At 60.6% G+C, this 13,805-nt stretch carries 10 protein-coding genes and 4 pseudogenes; 5 read left to right on the top strand and 9 right to left on the bottom strand.

The genetic code is table 11. The annotated features are described in order from the left end of the window. Positions 1 to 102 precede the first annotated feature (102 nt). Together asnB and HDG39_RS07425 are read right to left on the bottom strand one after the other, a co-directional pair. Positions 103 to 2,010, bottom strand: coding sequence for an asparagine synthase (glutamine-hydrolyzing) (gene asnB, locus HDG39_RS07430; RefSeq protein WP_184004497.1), 1,908 nt, complete (start codon positions 2,008 to 2,010; stop codon positions 103 to 105). A 176-nt stretch (positions 2,011 to 2,186) separates the two neighbouring features. Next, positions 2,187 to 2,945 (bottom strand): crotonase/enoyl-CoA hydratase family protein, encoded by a 759-nt coding sequence (locus tag HDG39_RS07425; protein WP_184004494.1) that lies wholly within the window; start codon positions 2,943 to 2,945, stop codon positions 2,187 to 2,189. A 218-nt stretch (positions 2,946 to 3,163) separates the two neighbouring features. Between HDG39_RS07425 and HDG39_RS07420 the strand changes: the two genes are divergently transcribed. Beyond that, the gene (locus tag HDG39_RS07420) at positions 3,164 to 3,937 is read left to right on the top strand and encodes an AraC family transcriptional regulator (protein ID WP_184005207.1); all 774 of its coding nucleotides are present in this window, start codon (positions 3,164 to 3,166) and stop codon (positions 3,935 to 3,937) included. Positions 3,938 to 4,241: 304 nt separating this feature from the next. On the opposite strand, the pseudogene HDG39_RS07415 reads toward HDG39_RS07420, so the two are convergent. Beyond that, positions 4,242 to 4,680 (bottom strand): annotated as a pseudogene (locus tag HDG39_RS07415) (response regulator transcription factor); the annotation flags it as partial. 128 nt (positions 4,681 to 4,808) lie between these two features. Here HDG39_RS07415 and HDG39_RS07410 point away from each other — a divergent pair. After that, positions 4,809 to 5,353 (top strand): annotated as a pseudogene (locus HDG39_RS07410) (flavin reductase). A 110-nt stretch (positions 5,354 to 5,463) separates the two neighbouring features. Here HDG39_RS07410 and HDG39_RS07405 read toward each other — a convergent pair. From HDG39_RS07405 to HDG39_RS07400, 3 genes are all read right to left on the bottom strand, one after another. Continuing rightward, positions 5,464 to 7,110 (bottom strand): NRAMP family divalent metal transporter, encoded by a 1,647-nt coding sequence (locus tag HDG39_RS07405; protein WP_184004488.1) that lies wholly within the window; start codon positions 7,108 to 7,110, stop codon positions 5,464 to 5,466. Positions 7,111 to 7,156: 46 nt separating this feature from the next. After that, positions 7,157 to 7,291 carry a hypothetical protein gene (locus HDG39_RS34925; protein WP_018424053.1) on the bottom strand — a complete coding sequence of 45 codons (135 nt, stop codon included), beginning with the start codon at positions 7,289 to 7,291 and terminating at the stop codon, positions 7,157 to 7,159. Between the two features lie 715 nt (positions 7,292 to 8,006). Next, on the bottom strand, positions 8,007 to 8,387 hold the full coding sequence (locus HDG39_RS07400) for a BON domain-containing protein (RefSeq protein ID WP_018424054.1): 381 nt from the start codon (positions 8,385 to 8,387) through the stop codon (positions 8,007 to 8,009). A gap of 398 nt (positions 8,388 to 8,785) precedes the next feature. Between HDG39_RS07400 and HDG39_RS07395 the strand changes: the two genes are divergently transcribed. After that, positions 8,786 to 8,908: a hypothetical protein gene (locus tag HDG39_RS07395; RefSeq protein WP_260327574.1), complete on the top strand. Its 123-nt coding sequence runs from the start codon at positions 8,786 to 8,788 to the stop codon at positions 8,906 to 8,908. A 543-nt stretch (positions 8,909 to 9,451) separates the two neighbouring features. Here HDG39_RS07395 and HDG39_RS07390 read toward each other — a convergent pair. Beyond that, positions 9,452 to 10,210 carry an SDR family oxidoreductase gene (locus HDG39_RS07390; RefSeq protein ID WP_184004486.1) on the bottom strand — a complete coding sequence of 253 codons (759 nt, stop codon included), beginning with the start codon at positions 10,208 to 10,210 and terminating at the stop codon, positions 9,452 to 9,454. A gap of 53 nt (positions 10,211 to 10,263) precedes the next feature. Continuing rightward, positions 10,264 to 10,458 (bottom strand): annotated as a pseudogene (locus tag HDG39_RS07385) (helix-turn-helix domain-containing protein); the annotation flags it as partial. A gap of 41 nt (positions 10,459 to 10,499) precedes the next feature. Here HDG39_RS07385 and HDG39_RS07380 point away from each other — a divergent pair. Continuing rightward, positions 10,500 to 11,266, top strand: a pseudogene (locus HDG39_RS07380) (MFS transporter); the annotation flags it as partial. A 394-nt stretch (positions 11,267 to 11,660) separates the two neighbouring features. Here HDG39_RS07380 and HDG39_RS07375 read toward each other — a convergent pair. After that, positions 11,661 to 12,392, bottom strand: a complete 732-nt coding sequence (locus tag HDG39_RS07375) for a GntR family transcriptional regulator (protein WP_184004484.1) — start codon at positions 12,390 to 12,392, stop codon at positions 11,661 to 11,663. Positions 12,393 to 12,562: 170 nt separating this feature from the next. Here HDG39_RS07375 and HDG39_RS07370 point away from each other — a divergent pair, with 170 nt between their 5' ends. Then, the gene (locus HDG39_RS07370; RefSeq protein ID WP_184004482.1) at positions 12,563 to 13,783 is read left to right on the top strand and encodes a pyridoxal-phosphate-dependent aminotransferase family protein; all 1,221 of its coding nucleotides are present in this window, start codon (positions 12,563 to 12,565) and stop codon (positions 13,781 to 13,783) included. The last annotated feature ends 22 nt before the right edge of the window (positions 13,784 to 13,805 follow it).

The raw sequence follows: 13,805 nt of genomic DNA, 5'->3' as shown, positions 1-13,805 counted from the left end.
CTCCAGGTAAAGAAGTGCTGCGGCCTGCGTGGGACACACGAAACGATCCACTGGAAAGACCGGCCCTTGGGTAAGGAAATATCAAGGACCGGTCAAGTGGTACTAGCTCAGCGAAAAGCGTTTTTGCAGCAGGCAAAGCCCGGCGATCTCCATCAGGACATGGTCGGCCGCAGCGCGTTGTGCTGCCGGCAGCGACCGGGCGGTAATGAGGAAGTCGCGCACAAGCGACACCTCAAAGAACGGTAATGAACTCAGCAGCGGGCTGGATAATGTGTCTGCGATCAGTTGGAACATCTTCGAGGCTGGGTTCAGGAGCGATGGAGGTGCGCGGAAGTATTGCTTCTTCCGGTCGTAGATCTCCTGTGGCAAATACGGACGCATCGCTTCGCGCAAGGCATATTTCTCGACACCACCGCGAATCTTCATCCAGACCGGCAGCGTGGCCGCAGCCTCCACAACCCGGTGATCGAGAAGCGGCGGCCTTCCCTCGAGGCTTCCCGCCATCTCCAGCCGGTCACCCAATGTCGTCAGGACGAGATTGGGCAAGCTCGATTTGGCAACCGCGTAGAGGGACTTGTTGACCGGGTCCCACTCGTCGAAGCTCCCGCCTCCCAGACGGTCGTAGAACTGCCGATAGGGTGACGCGTGCGCAAAGCGTTCGCGATAGCCGTTCTTGTAAAATCCCATCAACGGCCGGAACAGCGCCGACTGCGTCTCGATCCACGAAATGCTGTGACCGAGATTGCTGTTCACCCACCGCACGTCGTTGGTTGGTTCCTCGAGGAAGCGCTCGCCCTGCGTAGCCATCCTGTCCGCGAGGCGCTGGATTTCGTCCCGGTTTTGGTGTTCGTTATTGAATTGGACCATGTCACGACGGTAATGCGGGTAGCCCGCGAATACCTCGTCCGCCCCTTCTCCAGTTAGCACAGCTCGCATGCCCTTGCTTTGAATGAACTTGCAAAGCATGTATTTGGCGATGCTGTGAGCATTGGAGAACGGTATTTCCGTATGCCACAGTGCGTCTTCGAAATGATCAGCCAGATCGTCCTGACTGACCGAAAGCACATGGAGCTCAGCATCGTTGTGCTTTGCGGCTATCTCCGCATAGCGCCGCTCGTCGTACCCATCTGCTCCCTCAAACGACAGGTGAAATGCCTGCAAAGGTTTTTTCGAAAGAGTCGTCGCCAAGCCGAGCATGGCGGAAGAATCCAGGCCGCCGCTAAGCGAGACGCCAACGGGTACGTCAGCGTGCAACCGAAGACGTACCGCATCCTCGACGGTATTGCGCACACGCTCGATCATCGACACTTCGGTTTGTTCGTGGTCGATGTTTTCGCGAGCGGGGAACTGCCAGTCCCAATAGGTCTTCTCCTGCAGGCCGCAGTTGTCTGTGAGCAGGAAGGTTCCGGGCTTTACGCTACGCACCCCATTGAACAGCGTCCGGTCTCGAAGGGTGAAACCGCGGTTCGCATAGGCTTCGTGGTCCCATCGTGCCGGAAGCCCCGCAGCCACCATCGCCTTAACTTCGGAGCCGAAGTAGATTGCTCCATCATGCTCCGCGTAATAGAGTGGCTTCACGCCAATCCGGTCTCGAGCGGCGAACAACGTACCGCGGAGCCGATCGTATATCAAGATCGCGAACTCGCCCCGCAACTGCTTGAGTCCACGAACCCCGTGCCGGCGATAAAGATGCATTGCAATTTCGCTGTCCGACGAGGTCTTGAACCGACATCCCTGTTCTTCCAGTTTGGAGCGGATGCGGGCGTAGTCGTAGAACTCGCCGTTGACCATCATGACAAGGTCGCCTTCATCAGCCACGATCGGCTGGGTACCATTGCTGAGTCCGACCAGCCCGAGCCGCACGTAGCCGAACGCGACTTTCCCCTTGGGGTCGAACCAGGTGCTTTGGCTATCGGGTCCCCGATGGTGAATCGCGGCCATCGCTGCGTCGAGTTGGTTGGGCGCGAACTCGCGCGGTTGTTTAGAGAAAATTGCAACGTAACCACACATATTAGTCATCCGAAGTTATGCAGATTCGTAGGGTAAGGAAGATGTTTGGGAATCGGAACATTCCTTGTCTGGCGGCCGGCCGGTGCATTTTTTGCTCTACTATCCTCGAGGGCCGCTGGAGCATGGCAAGGCCCTGTTGCGAGTCGGATCTGTCGAACAGTCTTTCCCGGACGGATTCAAGCTTTCTTGCGATTCAGGAAAGCATCCATGAGTACGGATGTCTCGGGACCTGATTGGACCACTGATGCAATCAGCGCTTCTGTGTACAAGCCTTCATCATGACCTTGCTCAACAATTCGCGGCAGCGCATGGATGATCGCGTGATTCGTCATGGGAAGATTTTGAGCGGCGATAGTAGCCAGCTCGACTGCCTTATCTACCGCCGCACCAGTTGGCACCAGATATTGCGCGACACCTCGCGACACGCTTTCTGCGGCCGCGAGAGGGCGTCGAGTAAGCATCATGTCCATCATTAATGCCGTGCCAGCCAGTCGGGGAAAGCGGACAGAAGCACCAACGCCGACATACAAACCACGCGCGCCTTCAGGCAAAGAAAAGTACGCGCTTTCATCCACCACACGGATATGGCAGGCGGTTGCAATTTCGAGGCCGGCACCAATAGCCGCACCGGAAATGGCTGCGATAACTGGGACCTTCCCAAACTGGATAAGATGAAAGACCTCGTGCCATTGCCGGAAAAAATTGAAACAATCGATAACGGATTGCCCTTTAACTTCTGTGAGGTCGAGACCCGAGCAAAAGTGCTGGCTGGTACTGTAAAGCACCGCCGCTCCGATATCATCGGGAATAGTTGAAAATATTTCACGCAACTCTAGCAGCATTGATTTTGGCATTGCATTGCGCTTTTCCGGCCTATTTAGGCCTACCAACAAAACGTTTTTTTGGCGAGATACGCTAACTAGAGATTTTTCCATTTGTACCAGCTCGATTTGTGTGCTCTCGACAAAGATACTAGCGTGTCGTCAACAATCTTTAATTACAAAATTGGGCCGTTATATGTCAAAATAAGGCCACAAGCATCATGCAACAAAAGTTTCACGGAGTAGACTCGCGCACCACGCGGGATCTTTTTTTGAGACTAGCGTTGTGGAGCGAAACCGATTCGCCTTACATGGGAAAACAGAAAACAATGATGAACGTCGAGTCGACCGCAATTGATGTGACAGCCCTCAAATTCAGGCCAGGTGATGTTTTCGGCCGGCATTCTCACGACGAAGGTCAATTTGCATACGCAGCGACCGGCTGTGTCTCCGTATTTACGGATAAAGGGAACTGGATTGTCCCGGCACATCGGGCGATCTGGGTTCCCTCCCAAATCAGCCACGAAATGCATATGCACGGGTCGGTCACGATGCTGAATACATTTATCGGGCACGACGCAGCCCGGATGGCTGCGTTACCGCCTTCCTGTCAGGTCTATGGCGTGTCCGATCTACTTAGACAACTGTTTGATGCCATGCTGGCGTTACCGACCGGTGCGCGCATGCGGCGCGCACGCCTTGAGGCGATCTTGCTTGACGAATTGAGTGGTATGCCGCGACTGCCTTTAAGCGTGCCGGTGCCACAAGACCCGAGGCTATCCAAGGCATGTCGGTACCTACTGGATGCGCCGACACAGGCGATGTCGATCGAGAAAATGGCAAATCTGGCTAATATGAGTCGCCGGACGTTTACCCGGCAGTTCCGAGAAGCAACTGGCGTTAGTTTCGTAGCCTGGAAGCAGCAGGTTTGTGTGCTCGATGCACTATCTCGGCTGAGCCAGGGCGCGAGCGTAAAGGATGTGTCTGTCGACCTGGGATACAGCAGTACAAGTGCTTTTTCCGCCGCATTCAAACTTCTTCTCGGTGACGCGCCGGTTCGTTACCTCTCCAGATACGGCGCACTCACTCTTTCATCTAATTCGTGAAGCGCGGGCGGCGATCTGCCCGAACGCGGTGAAGTTTGGGGTTGTCGAATGAGAGGCTTTGGAAATGGATCGGTGAGGCGGAACTCGACCGCGGACCGAATGGATGATCGCGTTTATTCGCGATCATCCGCTGGCCTACGTCGCGAACCGATCAGTCTGATGCTGCCGATCGCCCCGTCGACCTAATACCGGCATGCGGCCTCACGGTCGGATCCGGGTGTCTTGAGACCCAGGGGGCCGCACCTCACTCGTTCTGAGTTTCCCCTCGCAAATCCGAGTTGCCGGGTAATTTCGAGTTGGCGCATGTGTTTCGCGTGACGCCGGGACGCGAGTTTCATCGCGCGTTGAATGCGCTCGAGCATCTGTTGCGAGTTGTACGGCTTCTCGACGAAGTCGATCGCACCGTGCTGCAAAGCGCGCACCGACATCGGAATATCGCCGTGGCCGCTGACGAAAATGATCGGCAAGGTTGCGCCGCGACGGTTCAGTTCTTCCTGCACGTCGAAGCCGCTCACCACCGGCATGCGGACGTCCAGCACGAGACAGCCGGGCACGTTGATGTCGAAGGCGCGCAGGAAATCCGCGGCGCTGACGAAGCCCTGCGACTGGATGCCGACCGATTCGAGCAGCCACGCGAGCGACGTGCGCATGCCGTTCTCGTCGTCGACGATATAGACGATGGGGGCGGCATCGGTGACGGGGGGCGGTCGCTTCGCGGCATTGGAATGGGCAGACGCGTGCATGGAAAAGGCACGCGGGAATGATCGTCAGAGGGCTTTCATGATAGCCGGCCGAAAAGCGGCCGCAAAGCCTCGCTAACGCTACCGGTTCATCTCGCGATGACTGGCAACCGAACACAGGAGACTTCAATATGTCGAGCCAACCAGTACAAGTTGATGCCGGGATCGATGAAAACCGCCAGCAGTTCAGACAGGCGATGGCGCACCTCGGCGCGGCGGTCAACGTGATCACCACGGCGGCCCCGCACGGCTGCTGCGACATCACCGCGAGCGCGGTGTGCTCGGTCACCGACACGCCGCCGACGCTGCTGATCTGCCTGAACCGGTGAGCGCGATGCACGCGGTGTTCGTCGGAAATCGTGATGCGTGTATCAACGTGCTGCCCGCGAGCCTCGAAAGTATCGCGCGGCACTTTGCGGGCATGACCAGTCTTTCGATGGAGGATCGCTTCAAGCTGCCTGTCTGGGATCAGGGAGAAAGCGACGTGCCGGTGCTACGCGGCGCGCTCGCGAGCTTGCAGGGGAAGATCGTGGCAGCGAAGGAAGTCGGCTCGCACTCGGTCATGTTCGTGGAGACCACGCAGATTCGCGTGCGCACCGACGGCGACAGCCTGATTTACTTCGACCGGAATTTTCACCGGGTGCCGCGCGCGTGGACGGGGCAATGGGTCATTTGAAGCGCTGCCGGCCGGTTCAGGCTCCGGCAGCGCTTACGATGTCGCTCCGGACATGGCTCCCGTAAAACCTCACCATTGCCCGGACCTCCTGGAACTCCTCACCATTCGCACTACTTCAGCAACGCCATCTGCACGACCTTGACGATCACGAGCGCGATCGCGAGCAGCAGATAGCCGCGCAGCACGCTCATCCAGACGCGTTTGGCGAGCGTCAAACGCGGCGGCGGCAGTTCGTCGAGCGGCGGCATGCGCCACGTGTTGCGCGCGTCCTTCGCATAGACCGGAGCCGGCTCGGCCGCGGACTCGCCGCGCAGCTTGCGCATCCCGAAGCTCGCCACATACCCGACGACCGCGAGCGACGTGCCGCCCGCCAGCACTTCGATGATCGTTTCCGCCGCGATGTCCGGATAGATCACCGACGCGGTCAGGATGATCGACAGCATCACGAGCACCCAGATCACCGCGCCGGTAAACAGATTGAGCTTCTTCGAATTGGCCCACGGACCGAGCACCGCGCGATCGTTGCACAGCAGCAGCAGGAACACGGTCGCGCTCGGCAGCAGTACGCCGGCGAGTGTCTGCACCGCTTCGGTCAAGAGACCGAGCGGGCTGCCTGGAATCAGCACCAATGCCGCGGCGGCCGCGACGATCGCGAAGTACACGACGTAGAAGCCCTTCGCATCCGACACGCTACGGTGCAGCGAATGGCGGATCTTGAACACGTCGCCGATCGCATAGGCGGTCGATAGCGACACAGCCGCCGCGCCGATCACGCACGCGTCGAACAGCGCGATCGCGAACAGCACGGCCGAGGTACGTCCCGCGTATCTCTCGAGACCAGCGATCACACCGCCCGCGTCCGTGAAGTTGCCGAACCCGGGCCGTCCGTCGAACAGCGCCGCGCTGAACGAGATCATCGCGACCGCGCCGATCAGTACGAACACGATGCCGATCCACAGGTCGGCTTTTTCGTAGTTCATGAAGCGCGGCGTGATGCGCTTGTCGACCACATAGCTTTGCTGGAAGAACAGCTGCCACGGAGCTACCGTCGTGCCGACGATGCCGATTACGAGCAACATCACGTCGGACAGCTTCGAGTGCGCGGGCCAGTTCGGAATGACGAAGTCGCGCGCGATCTGGCTGACCGGCGGATGAATCGACACGAGCACCGGCACGAGCAGCAGGCTCAACACGCACAGCGCGACCGCGAAACGCTCGAAGCGGCGGAAGTCGCCGGTGCTGACGGCGGCCATCGTCAGCGCCGCGGCGATGCACACGCCCGCGATCTTCGAGACGCCGAAGAAGTCGAGCACGAACGTGATGCCGATGAATTCCGTCACGATGGTTAGCGCGTTCAGCAGGAACAGATCGACGACGCTGAACGCGCCCCAGAACTTGCCGAAGCGCTCGAAAATAAGCCGCGCGTGGCCCACGCCCGTGACCGCGCCGAGCCGCAACACCATCTCCTGATTGACGAACAGCACCGGCACCAGCAACAGCATTGTCCACAGCAACGTGGTGCCGTAGTTCTGGCCGGCCTGCGTGTAGATGCCGAATGCGCCCGCGTCGTTGTCGCCGACCATCACGATCAGACCGGGGCCGAGGATCGCGAGCAGCGTGCGCAGGCGCGCCCACCAGCTCGTGCGTGGCGCGATGTCATGGTGAGCGATCGTGCCGAGCGCGCCCTTGATATCGCCGACGTGTGCCGAATCGAGCACGGCACTGCGCGCGGAGGAAATGTTCGTCGGAGTAGACATGTCGTTCTCTCCTGGTTGTATTTGTCGAAGGTCGGATCGCGAAACGCTATGCCACGCGCGACATCACGCGACGGCAGAAGGCGATGAACGGATGCGGTGCGTGCAGCACGAGCATGCCGTCGTAATGGGCGCGCGATTCCTGCACACGCGGGAACTGCGAAAGAAGAAGGCCGAATTGCATGAGGGATCTCCGTGCGCCGGTTTCGACGCGCTGGTGGAAAGCCAGCAGACACGGAGGCCGCGTATGTCCAGGCGCGGCGGTGGAGGTCTACTCGCTTTCCTCAGTTAATAGAACGGGGAAGCGGCATAAGTGATAACTGTCACTGTCGGGCATGGCGGCTCCTTGTCGGTGTGTAGCGGGGACTGCATTCGAGCGTCTGAAGCGTTGGCTACGCACGTTCGCTACGCACGTGTTTATCCACGCGTTCGCGCGCATTGCGTTGAACTGATTGCGTTGACTGACAACGCGCGCAAACGCGACCGCAAGCGCAAAGCTCGCGATGCGACGCCGTATCGGCGCGGGAACGCGCTTGAACGCGGCGTTCCTGTCGTGCGGATACGACGTTACTTTAGGTGCACGGGAAGAATCTGCGGCGCGCACCGTCTGCCAGCTGGCAAGACGGCGGCTGATGAAGAGAGCGCGGACGTCCTGCCGGTCAGGCAGCGAATCTGTTCGAAAGTCGGCTACTGCAGGTGTCCAAGGCGTAAGCCCCATTGGTGATGATTTTTGAATTCTAGGGTTCGCCTTCCGCCGAGGTCAACCTGTTTCTTAAGCAGAGCAGAAAAAATGTGCGGCGCGCGACGGTGGGCACTTTGAATGACATGCGGGTCGAGGCCGATATGGGGGTAGGTCGAACAGGGCACCGATCCGTCCGGCCGATGCCACCACGCCGTGCTCACTGATTGGCGCGCCGTCGCTCGGTCAGCCGGTTATGCACGCTTGTGACGCCGCGAACCGATCGCGCGGCGTTGCCGGCTCGCGCAATTTGCGATTGCCGCGGCACGGTGCCGGTCAGCGTAACGATGCCGTGACGCGCTTCGACACGGATGTTCGCCGAATTGAGGTTCGTGGTGCGCGTGAATGCGCGGCGGACGTCGCGGACGATCGCGCTGTCGGACCGGTTGTTGTTCCGGTTCGAAGCCGCTGGGACCGACTGGCTTTGCATCGACGCGTCGTTCGGCATCTCGCGCGTCTGTGCGTTTGCATAGGTCGCGCAAGTCGCGATGGCCACCGCGAACATTGCACCGATGATTCTGCTCGCGCCGTTTGTTTTCATTCTTCCTCCTTTGCCGGTTTGTCAGGAACTGCCGTTCGAGCCGCGTGCTGCCAGCGGGGAAGAGGCGGCGCAACGCACCACCGCCTCGCGACGAGTCATCGACCGTCGGCCCCGATTATATTCTGCGGCGCACGCGCCGATACTGATAGGTGAGAAGATTCGGGAGCCGCCGAGGTGAGAATGTGCGCACCTGTACGCGCACTTCAAATGAAGGTGAGGGAATTCGGGAGTCGCCTGGACGGTGCTACAAATTGCGAATGGTTTCCTGAGCAACTAATATCGCATTCCCAACGTTGCTTCCTTTTCGTCAGGTTCGCCCACGTCGATGCAACGTTTCCGTCTGAGGCGTCATGCGGTCAGGCCGTCTATCCGGAAGCCGGCGAAGGCGGCGCGCGCAATTGGATGATCAGAACGACGACGAAATTTGCGGCCATCTGCCCGCGCAGGTTAGAACGGCGATCGTCGACGCGATGAAGAACGTCGTCGCGGTGCATGGGCTGAAGAACGCGCCGATCGAATGAACGTGGCGCGTGCATCGCGTCAAAGGTGAGGATTTTCGGGAGTCGTGCGAGGCGGTTCTTTTGCAACTAACCGGCCGGGCCAGGAACGGCACAAACCGCGCGGCAAGAGGCTCGCGGGAATGCGCGCATTTATGCCTGTCAGCCATAGGTGAGGATATTCGGGAGCCGTCGATGCTGTATCGGGCGACGGCACGTCGTGCTGACGTACAAAACGCGCTTCGTGCAGTCGCCAATCATTGCATCCGTCGCGGTGACCGTGCGCCCGTTGTGTAACGTAAGTCGTTGAATGTCCAGGCGATCTGCCGCGTACGCGGCCGGCATCGGCGATGCGAATCGGCTGCGTTCGATCAAAGGTGAGGGTTTTCGGGACCGGTGTGTGAGCGCCGCAATGCGCTCGCTGAAATGCCCCTTCGAGTCCTCTTTTCACCTCAAAGGTGAGGCATTTCGGGAGCAATGCCGACGGTAACTGACGCCGATCCGCCACCGCTCCGTGCTTGAGGTGAGGATTTTCGGGAGCGCAAATGCCCGGCAGCAATAGGCCGTTCAGGCCGATTTCGCGATCTCGCGAATGTCCGCGACCGGCGTCTGCCCGAACGCATCGCTGAGCGCATAGTCGATCAGCTGCGCCGCGCATTGCTCGGGCGTCGACAGTTGGCCGTTGCGTTTCAGCTCGTCGAAGCGCTGGCGCATCGGGAACTGCTCTTCGCCGCTACCGCGAATTTGCGCCTGCATGTCCGTATCGATCACACCCGGCGCGAGGCTGCAGATGCGCAGGGCGCGATTCGCGTCGAGCGCGACGGCGCGCGCGTGATGATCGAGCGCGGCCTTGGTCGCGCAATAGATGCTCCAGCCCGGATACGCGTTGCGCGCCGCGCCGCTCGAAATGTGCACGATGCGGCGGTCGGTTGCGTCGACGGCCGCGGCGGCGAGCGCGCTCGCGAGCATCAGCGGCGTCGCGACGTTCAGGCTCACCGCGTCCGCGACGTTCGCGGCGTCCTGTCCTTCGATGGGCCCGATCGGCTGCACCATGCCCGCGTTGTTGATCAGCAGCACCGTCTGCGCGCCGCGCACGAAGTTGCTCAGTGCGTCGGTGGCGATCCATTGCGCGACGCGTGCGGGCTCGGCCAGCGGCAGCTCGATCTCTTCGAGTTGCGCGGCAAAGCGCGCCTTCAGCGCGGCATGCCGCGAGCGCGACAGACCCAGCACCGTGACGTTGCGCGCGAGCAGTTGTTCCGTGAGCGCCGCGCCCAGGCCGCGCGTATGGCCGGTGACGATCGCGCGAATTGGAGAAGAGGAGGTCATGTCGTTCCTGGTGATCGTTGTCTTGCAGAGTCGATGATTTTCTCACGCCGTATTCACACCGGGCGAAAGCGCTCGCGATACTGCATCGGCGTCATGCCAAGCCGCTTCGTAAACACGATGCGCATGCGGTCGGCGGTGCCAAAGCCGCAATCGTAGGCGATCGTCTTCAGCGCCGCGGCGCTGCTTTCGAGCAGCTTGCATGCGGCATCCACGCGCGCGCGTTCGACGAATTCATGCGGCGTCACGTTTTCCACGCTCCAGGCCGAGTCGTTCGACCAACTGCTCGCGGGGGCTTGTGATCGGCCATATGGACGGCGTGCTCGGCATGCCCGGTTGGCACTGGCTGTTCCTGCTCGGCGGCTTGTCGTGCGTCGTGCTCGGTCTGCTGGCGCTGAAGCTGAAGGATCGCATCGACGACGCGGGCTGGCTGTCGTCGGCGGAAAAGAGCCTGCTCGCTGCGCAGATCGCGCAGCAAAGCCGCCCGGCAGAGACCGGCCATTCGCTGCTGGGCGCGTTGAAAAAGCCGGGCTTCCTGACGCTTGGGCTCGTGTACGTCCTGATTCAGGTCGCGTCGTACGGCCTGAATTTCTGGGCACCGCATCTGATTCACGTGGCGGGCACGAAGAATCCCACCGTGGTCGGGCTGCTGACTGCGGTGCCTTATGTGTGCGGAACGATCGGCATGGTGGTGGTCGGGCGCCGGTCGGACGATGTCGGCACTCGGCTTCTTCGCCGCGGGATTCTTCGACAAGCAGACCACCTTGCTGGTGGTCGCGCTTGCCGTGATGGGCGCGGGCGTGGTCGCGTCGATCCCGGCATTCTGGGCGCTGCCGCCAAAGCTGCTGACGGGCGCGGGCGCCGCGCTGTATCGCGTTGATCAACACGCTCGGGCAACTCGGCGGGATCGTGAACCCGGTGATGGTCGGACGCGTGAAGAATCTGACCGGCAGCACGACGCCGGCGCTGTATGTGATCGGCGCGATGAGCGTGGTGTGCGCGCTGATCGTGCTGTATGGGTTGCCGGAGTCGTTGCGCAGTCGTGAGACGACGCAGTGAAATCGAGGGTGGAGGGCGCGGCCGTTGGCTTGCATCGCGTGAGGTGCCGCGCCGCTGCCCGCTCCCGCATCCGCGCACGATAGGCCTGCCGCATCAAACACTTGGCAGGCCTGTGCGCAGGTTGTCCACAAGCTTGTTCCCAAATTATGTGGACAACTGGACTTCGAGGTCGGCGCGAGCGATACGGCATCCTTGCTAAGCGCACTCGCCAGTATCACGGACTCCGTAGCGACGCTCACTGCCTACGCGTGCACCGCGCGCGGATAGTTCTCACGCTTCAAGCACTTAAGCTCGCTGTGCGAAGGTTGTCCACAGGCTTGCCAACAATTTAGGTGGACAAGTTTTGTTTGCCGACGGAGTGGCGAGGAGCGGGATTCGGCATCAGTTGTCCGCATCACGTCTTCAACACGGAGGCCGAAGCGACCACCTCCTCCGGCACCTGCACCTGCAAAACCGCATCCCGCTTATCAAGCAGATGCTGCCGCAAAATCGCGCTGAGCTTCTTGCCGTCGCGAGCCTCGAGCGCCTTCAGCATTTCATCGTGATCGTGAATCGCGCGGTCCCACTTCGGCGTCTGATAGTTCGAGCGAAAGCGCAGCGCCTGCAGCCGCCGGTTGACCGACACATACGTCTGCCGCAGCGCCGAATTTCTCGCCGCTTCGTTGATCTTGTCGTGGATCGCCTGGTTGCGACTGTAGTAGCCCGGCAGATCGTTCTGCGCGCGGCACGCCAGCATCGCGTAATGCAGCGCCTTGATCTCTGCGAGTTCGGCCGCCGTTATGCGCTCGGCCGCGAGTTCGCCGGAAAACGCTTCGAGGCCGCTCATCAATTCGAAGGTTTCGCGCACTTCCGCTTCCGACATCTTCGATACCGACGCGCCCCGGTTCGGCGAAATTTCGATCAGACCTTCGGCGGCCAGCACCTTCAGCGCCTCGCGCAGCGGCGTGCGCGAAATGCCGAGCGTTTCGCACAACTCCCGCTCGTTCAGTTTCTTGCCGGGCTCCAACGCTCCCTCGACGATAAAGCGGCGGATGTGCTCCACCACCGTGTCGTGCAGGCGCTGACGCTCGACCTTCGGCATTAGCGGGCCAGCGGTTAGACCCGCATCGATATCCGAATTTTGCATACAAAAACCCTCAGCTTCATATGAATAGGATTTTATCGGAACCGCATCGATTAGTTAATCAGTGTCCACACGCGGGTAAACACGGGCCTGAACGGCCAATTTTCGTCTTGGAAGCGTCACGGTTCATCTGATATAGTTTTTTGCATGCAAAATTCAATTGGAGGACTCTGATGCTGAAGCTAGATTTTCATCCCGCTGGCCGTCATTTCCTGCAGATTCCGGGGCCGAGTCCGGTGCCCGATCGCATTCTCCGCGCGATGAGCTATCCGACCATCGACCATCGCGGACCCGAATTCGGCGAACTGGGTCTCAAGGTGCTCGACGGTATCAAGAAGATCTTCAAGACGCAGCAGCCGGTCGTCATCTATCCTGCGTCCGGCACGGGCGCATGGGAAGCCGCATTGTCGAATACGCTGAGCCCCGGCGATCACGTGCTGATGTTCGAGACCGGCCACTTCGCGACGTTGTGGCAAAAAATGGCCGAGAAGCTCGGCCTGAAGCCCGAATTCCTGGGGCTGCCAGGCATCGAAGGCTGGCGGCGCGGCGTGCAGCCGCAGATGATCGAAGAGCGTCTGCGCGCCGACACGCAGCATGCGATCAAGGCGGTCTGCGTCGTGCACAACGAAACCTCGACCGGCGTCACGTCCGACATCGCCGCCGTGCGTCGCGCGATCGACGCCGCGGGCCATCCGGCGCTGCTGCTCGTCGACACGATCTCCGGTCTCGCGTGCGCTGATTATCGTCATGACGAATGGGGTGTCGACGTGACCGTGTCGGGCTCGCAAAAGGGCTTGATGCTGCCGCCGGGCATCAGCTTCAACGCGATCTCGCCGAAGGCGATGGCCGCCAGCCAGCACGCGAAGCTGCCGCGCAGCTTCTGGGACTGGACGGAAATCGTCGACATGAACAAATCCGGCTACTGGCCGTACACGCCGAACACGAACCTGCTGTACGGACTGCATGAAGCGATCGAGATGATTCTCGGCGAAGGGCTCGACAACGTGTTCGCGCGTCACGAGCGGCTCGCCGAAGCGACGCGCCGCGCGGTGCGCGCGTGGGGGCTCGAAATCCAGTGCGCCGATCCCGCCGTCTATAGCCCCGTGCTGACGGGCGTGATGACGCCCGACGGTGTCGATGCCGATGAGGTGCGCAAGCTGATCTACGAACGCTTCGACATGTCGCTAGGCACGGGCCTCGGCAAGATGAAAGGCCGCATGTTCCGCATCGGCCATCTTGGCGATTGCAACGATCTGATGCTGCTCGCGACATTGGCTGGTTGCGAAATGGGTCTGCGGCTTGCTGGCGTGCCGCTCAAGGAAAGCGGCATGCCGGCCGCGATGGAGTGGCTGAGCCAGGCACCGAAGACGCCGGGGTTGAAGGCCGCGGCTTGATTGTCGGGCGCAGGGAGCGCTT

The organism is Paraburkholderia lebeckiae, assembly GCF_014201005.1.
In the GTDB taxonomy this organism is placed as follows: domain Bacteria; phylum Pseudomonadota; class Gammaproteobacteria; order Burkholderiales; family Burkholderiaceae; genus Paraburkholderia; species Paraburkholderia tuberum.
This window is presented reverse-complemented; position numbering and strand designations above follow the sequence as displayed.

Coding starts and splice junctions, on each gene's coding strand:
- HDG39_RS07425 (WP_184004494.1), bottom strand. CDS start 2,945: ATGGAAAAATCTCTAGTTAGCGTATCTCGCCAAAAAAACGTTTTGTTG.
- HDG39_RS07370 (WP_184004482.1), top strand. CDS start 12,563: ATGCTGAAGCTAGATTTTCATCCCGCTGGCCGTCATTTCCTGCAGATT.
- HDG39_RS07405 (WP_184004488.1), bottom strand. CDS start 7,110: ATGTCTACTCCGACGAACATTTCCTCCGCGCGCAGTGCCGTGCTCGAT.
- asnB (WP_184004497.1), bottom strand. CDS start 2,010: ATGTGTGGTTACGTTGCAATTTTCTCTAAACAACCGCGCGAGTTCGCG.
- HDG39_RS34925 (WP_018424053.1), bottom strand. CDS start 7,291: ATGCAATTCGGCCTTCTTCTTTCGCAGTTCCCGCGTGTGCAGGAATCG.
- HDG39_RS07400 (WP_018424054.1), bottom strand. CDS start 8,387: ATGAAAACAAACGGCGCGAGCAGAATCATCGGTGCAATGTTCGCGGTG.
- HDG39_RS07375 (WP_184004484.1), bottom strand. CDS start 12,392: ATGCAAAATTCGGATATCGATGCGGGTCTAACCGCTGGCCCGCTAATG.
- HDG39_RS07390 (WP_184004486.1), bottom strand. CDS start 10,210: ATGACCTCCTCTTCTCCAATTCGCGCGATCGTCACCGGCCATACGCGC.
- HDG39_RS07420 (WP_184005207.1), top strand. CDS start 3,164: ATGAACGTCGAGTCGACCGCAATTGATGTGACAGCCCTCAAATTCAGG.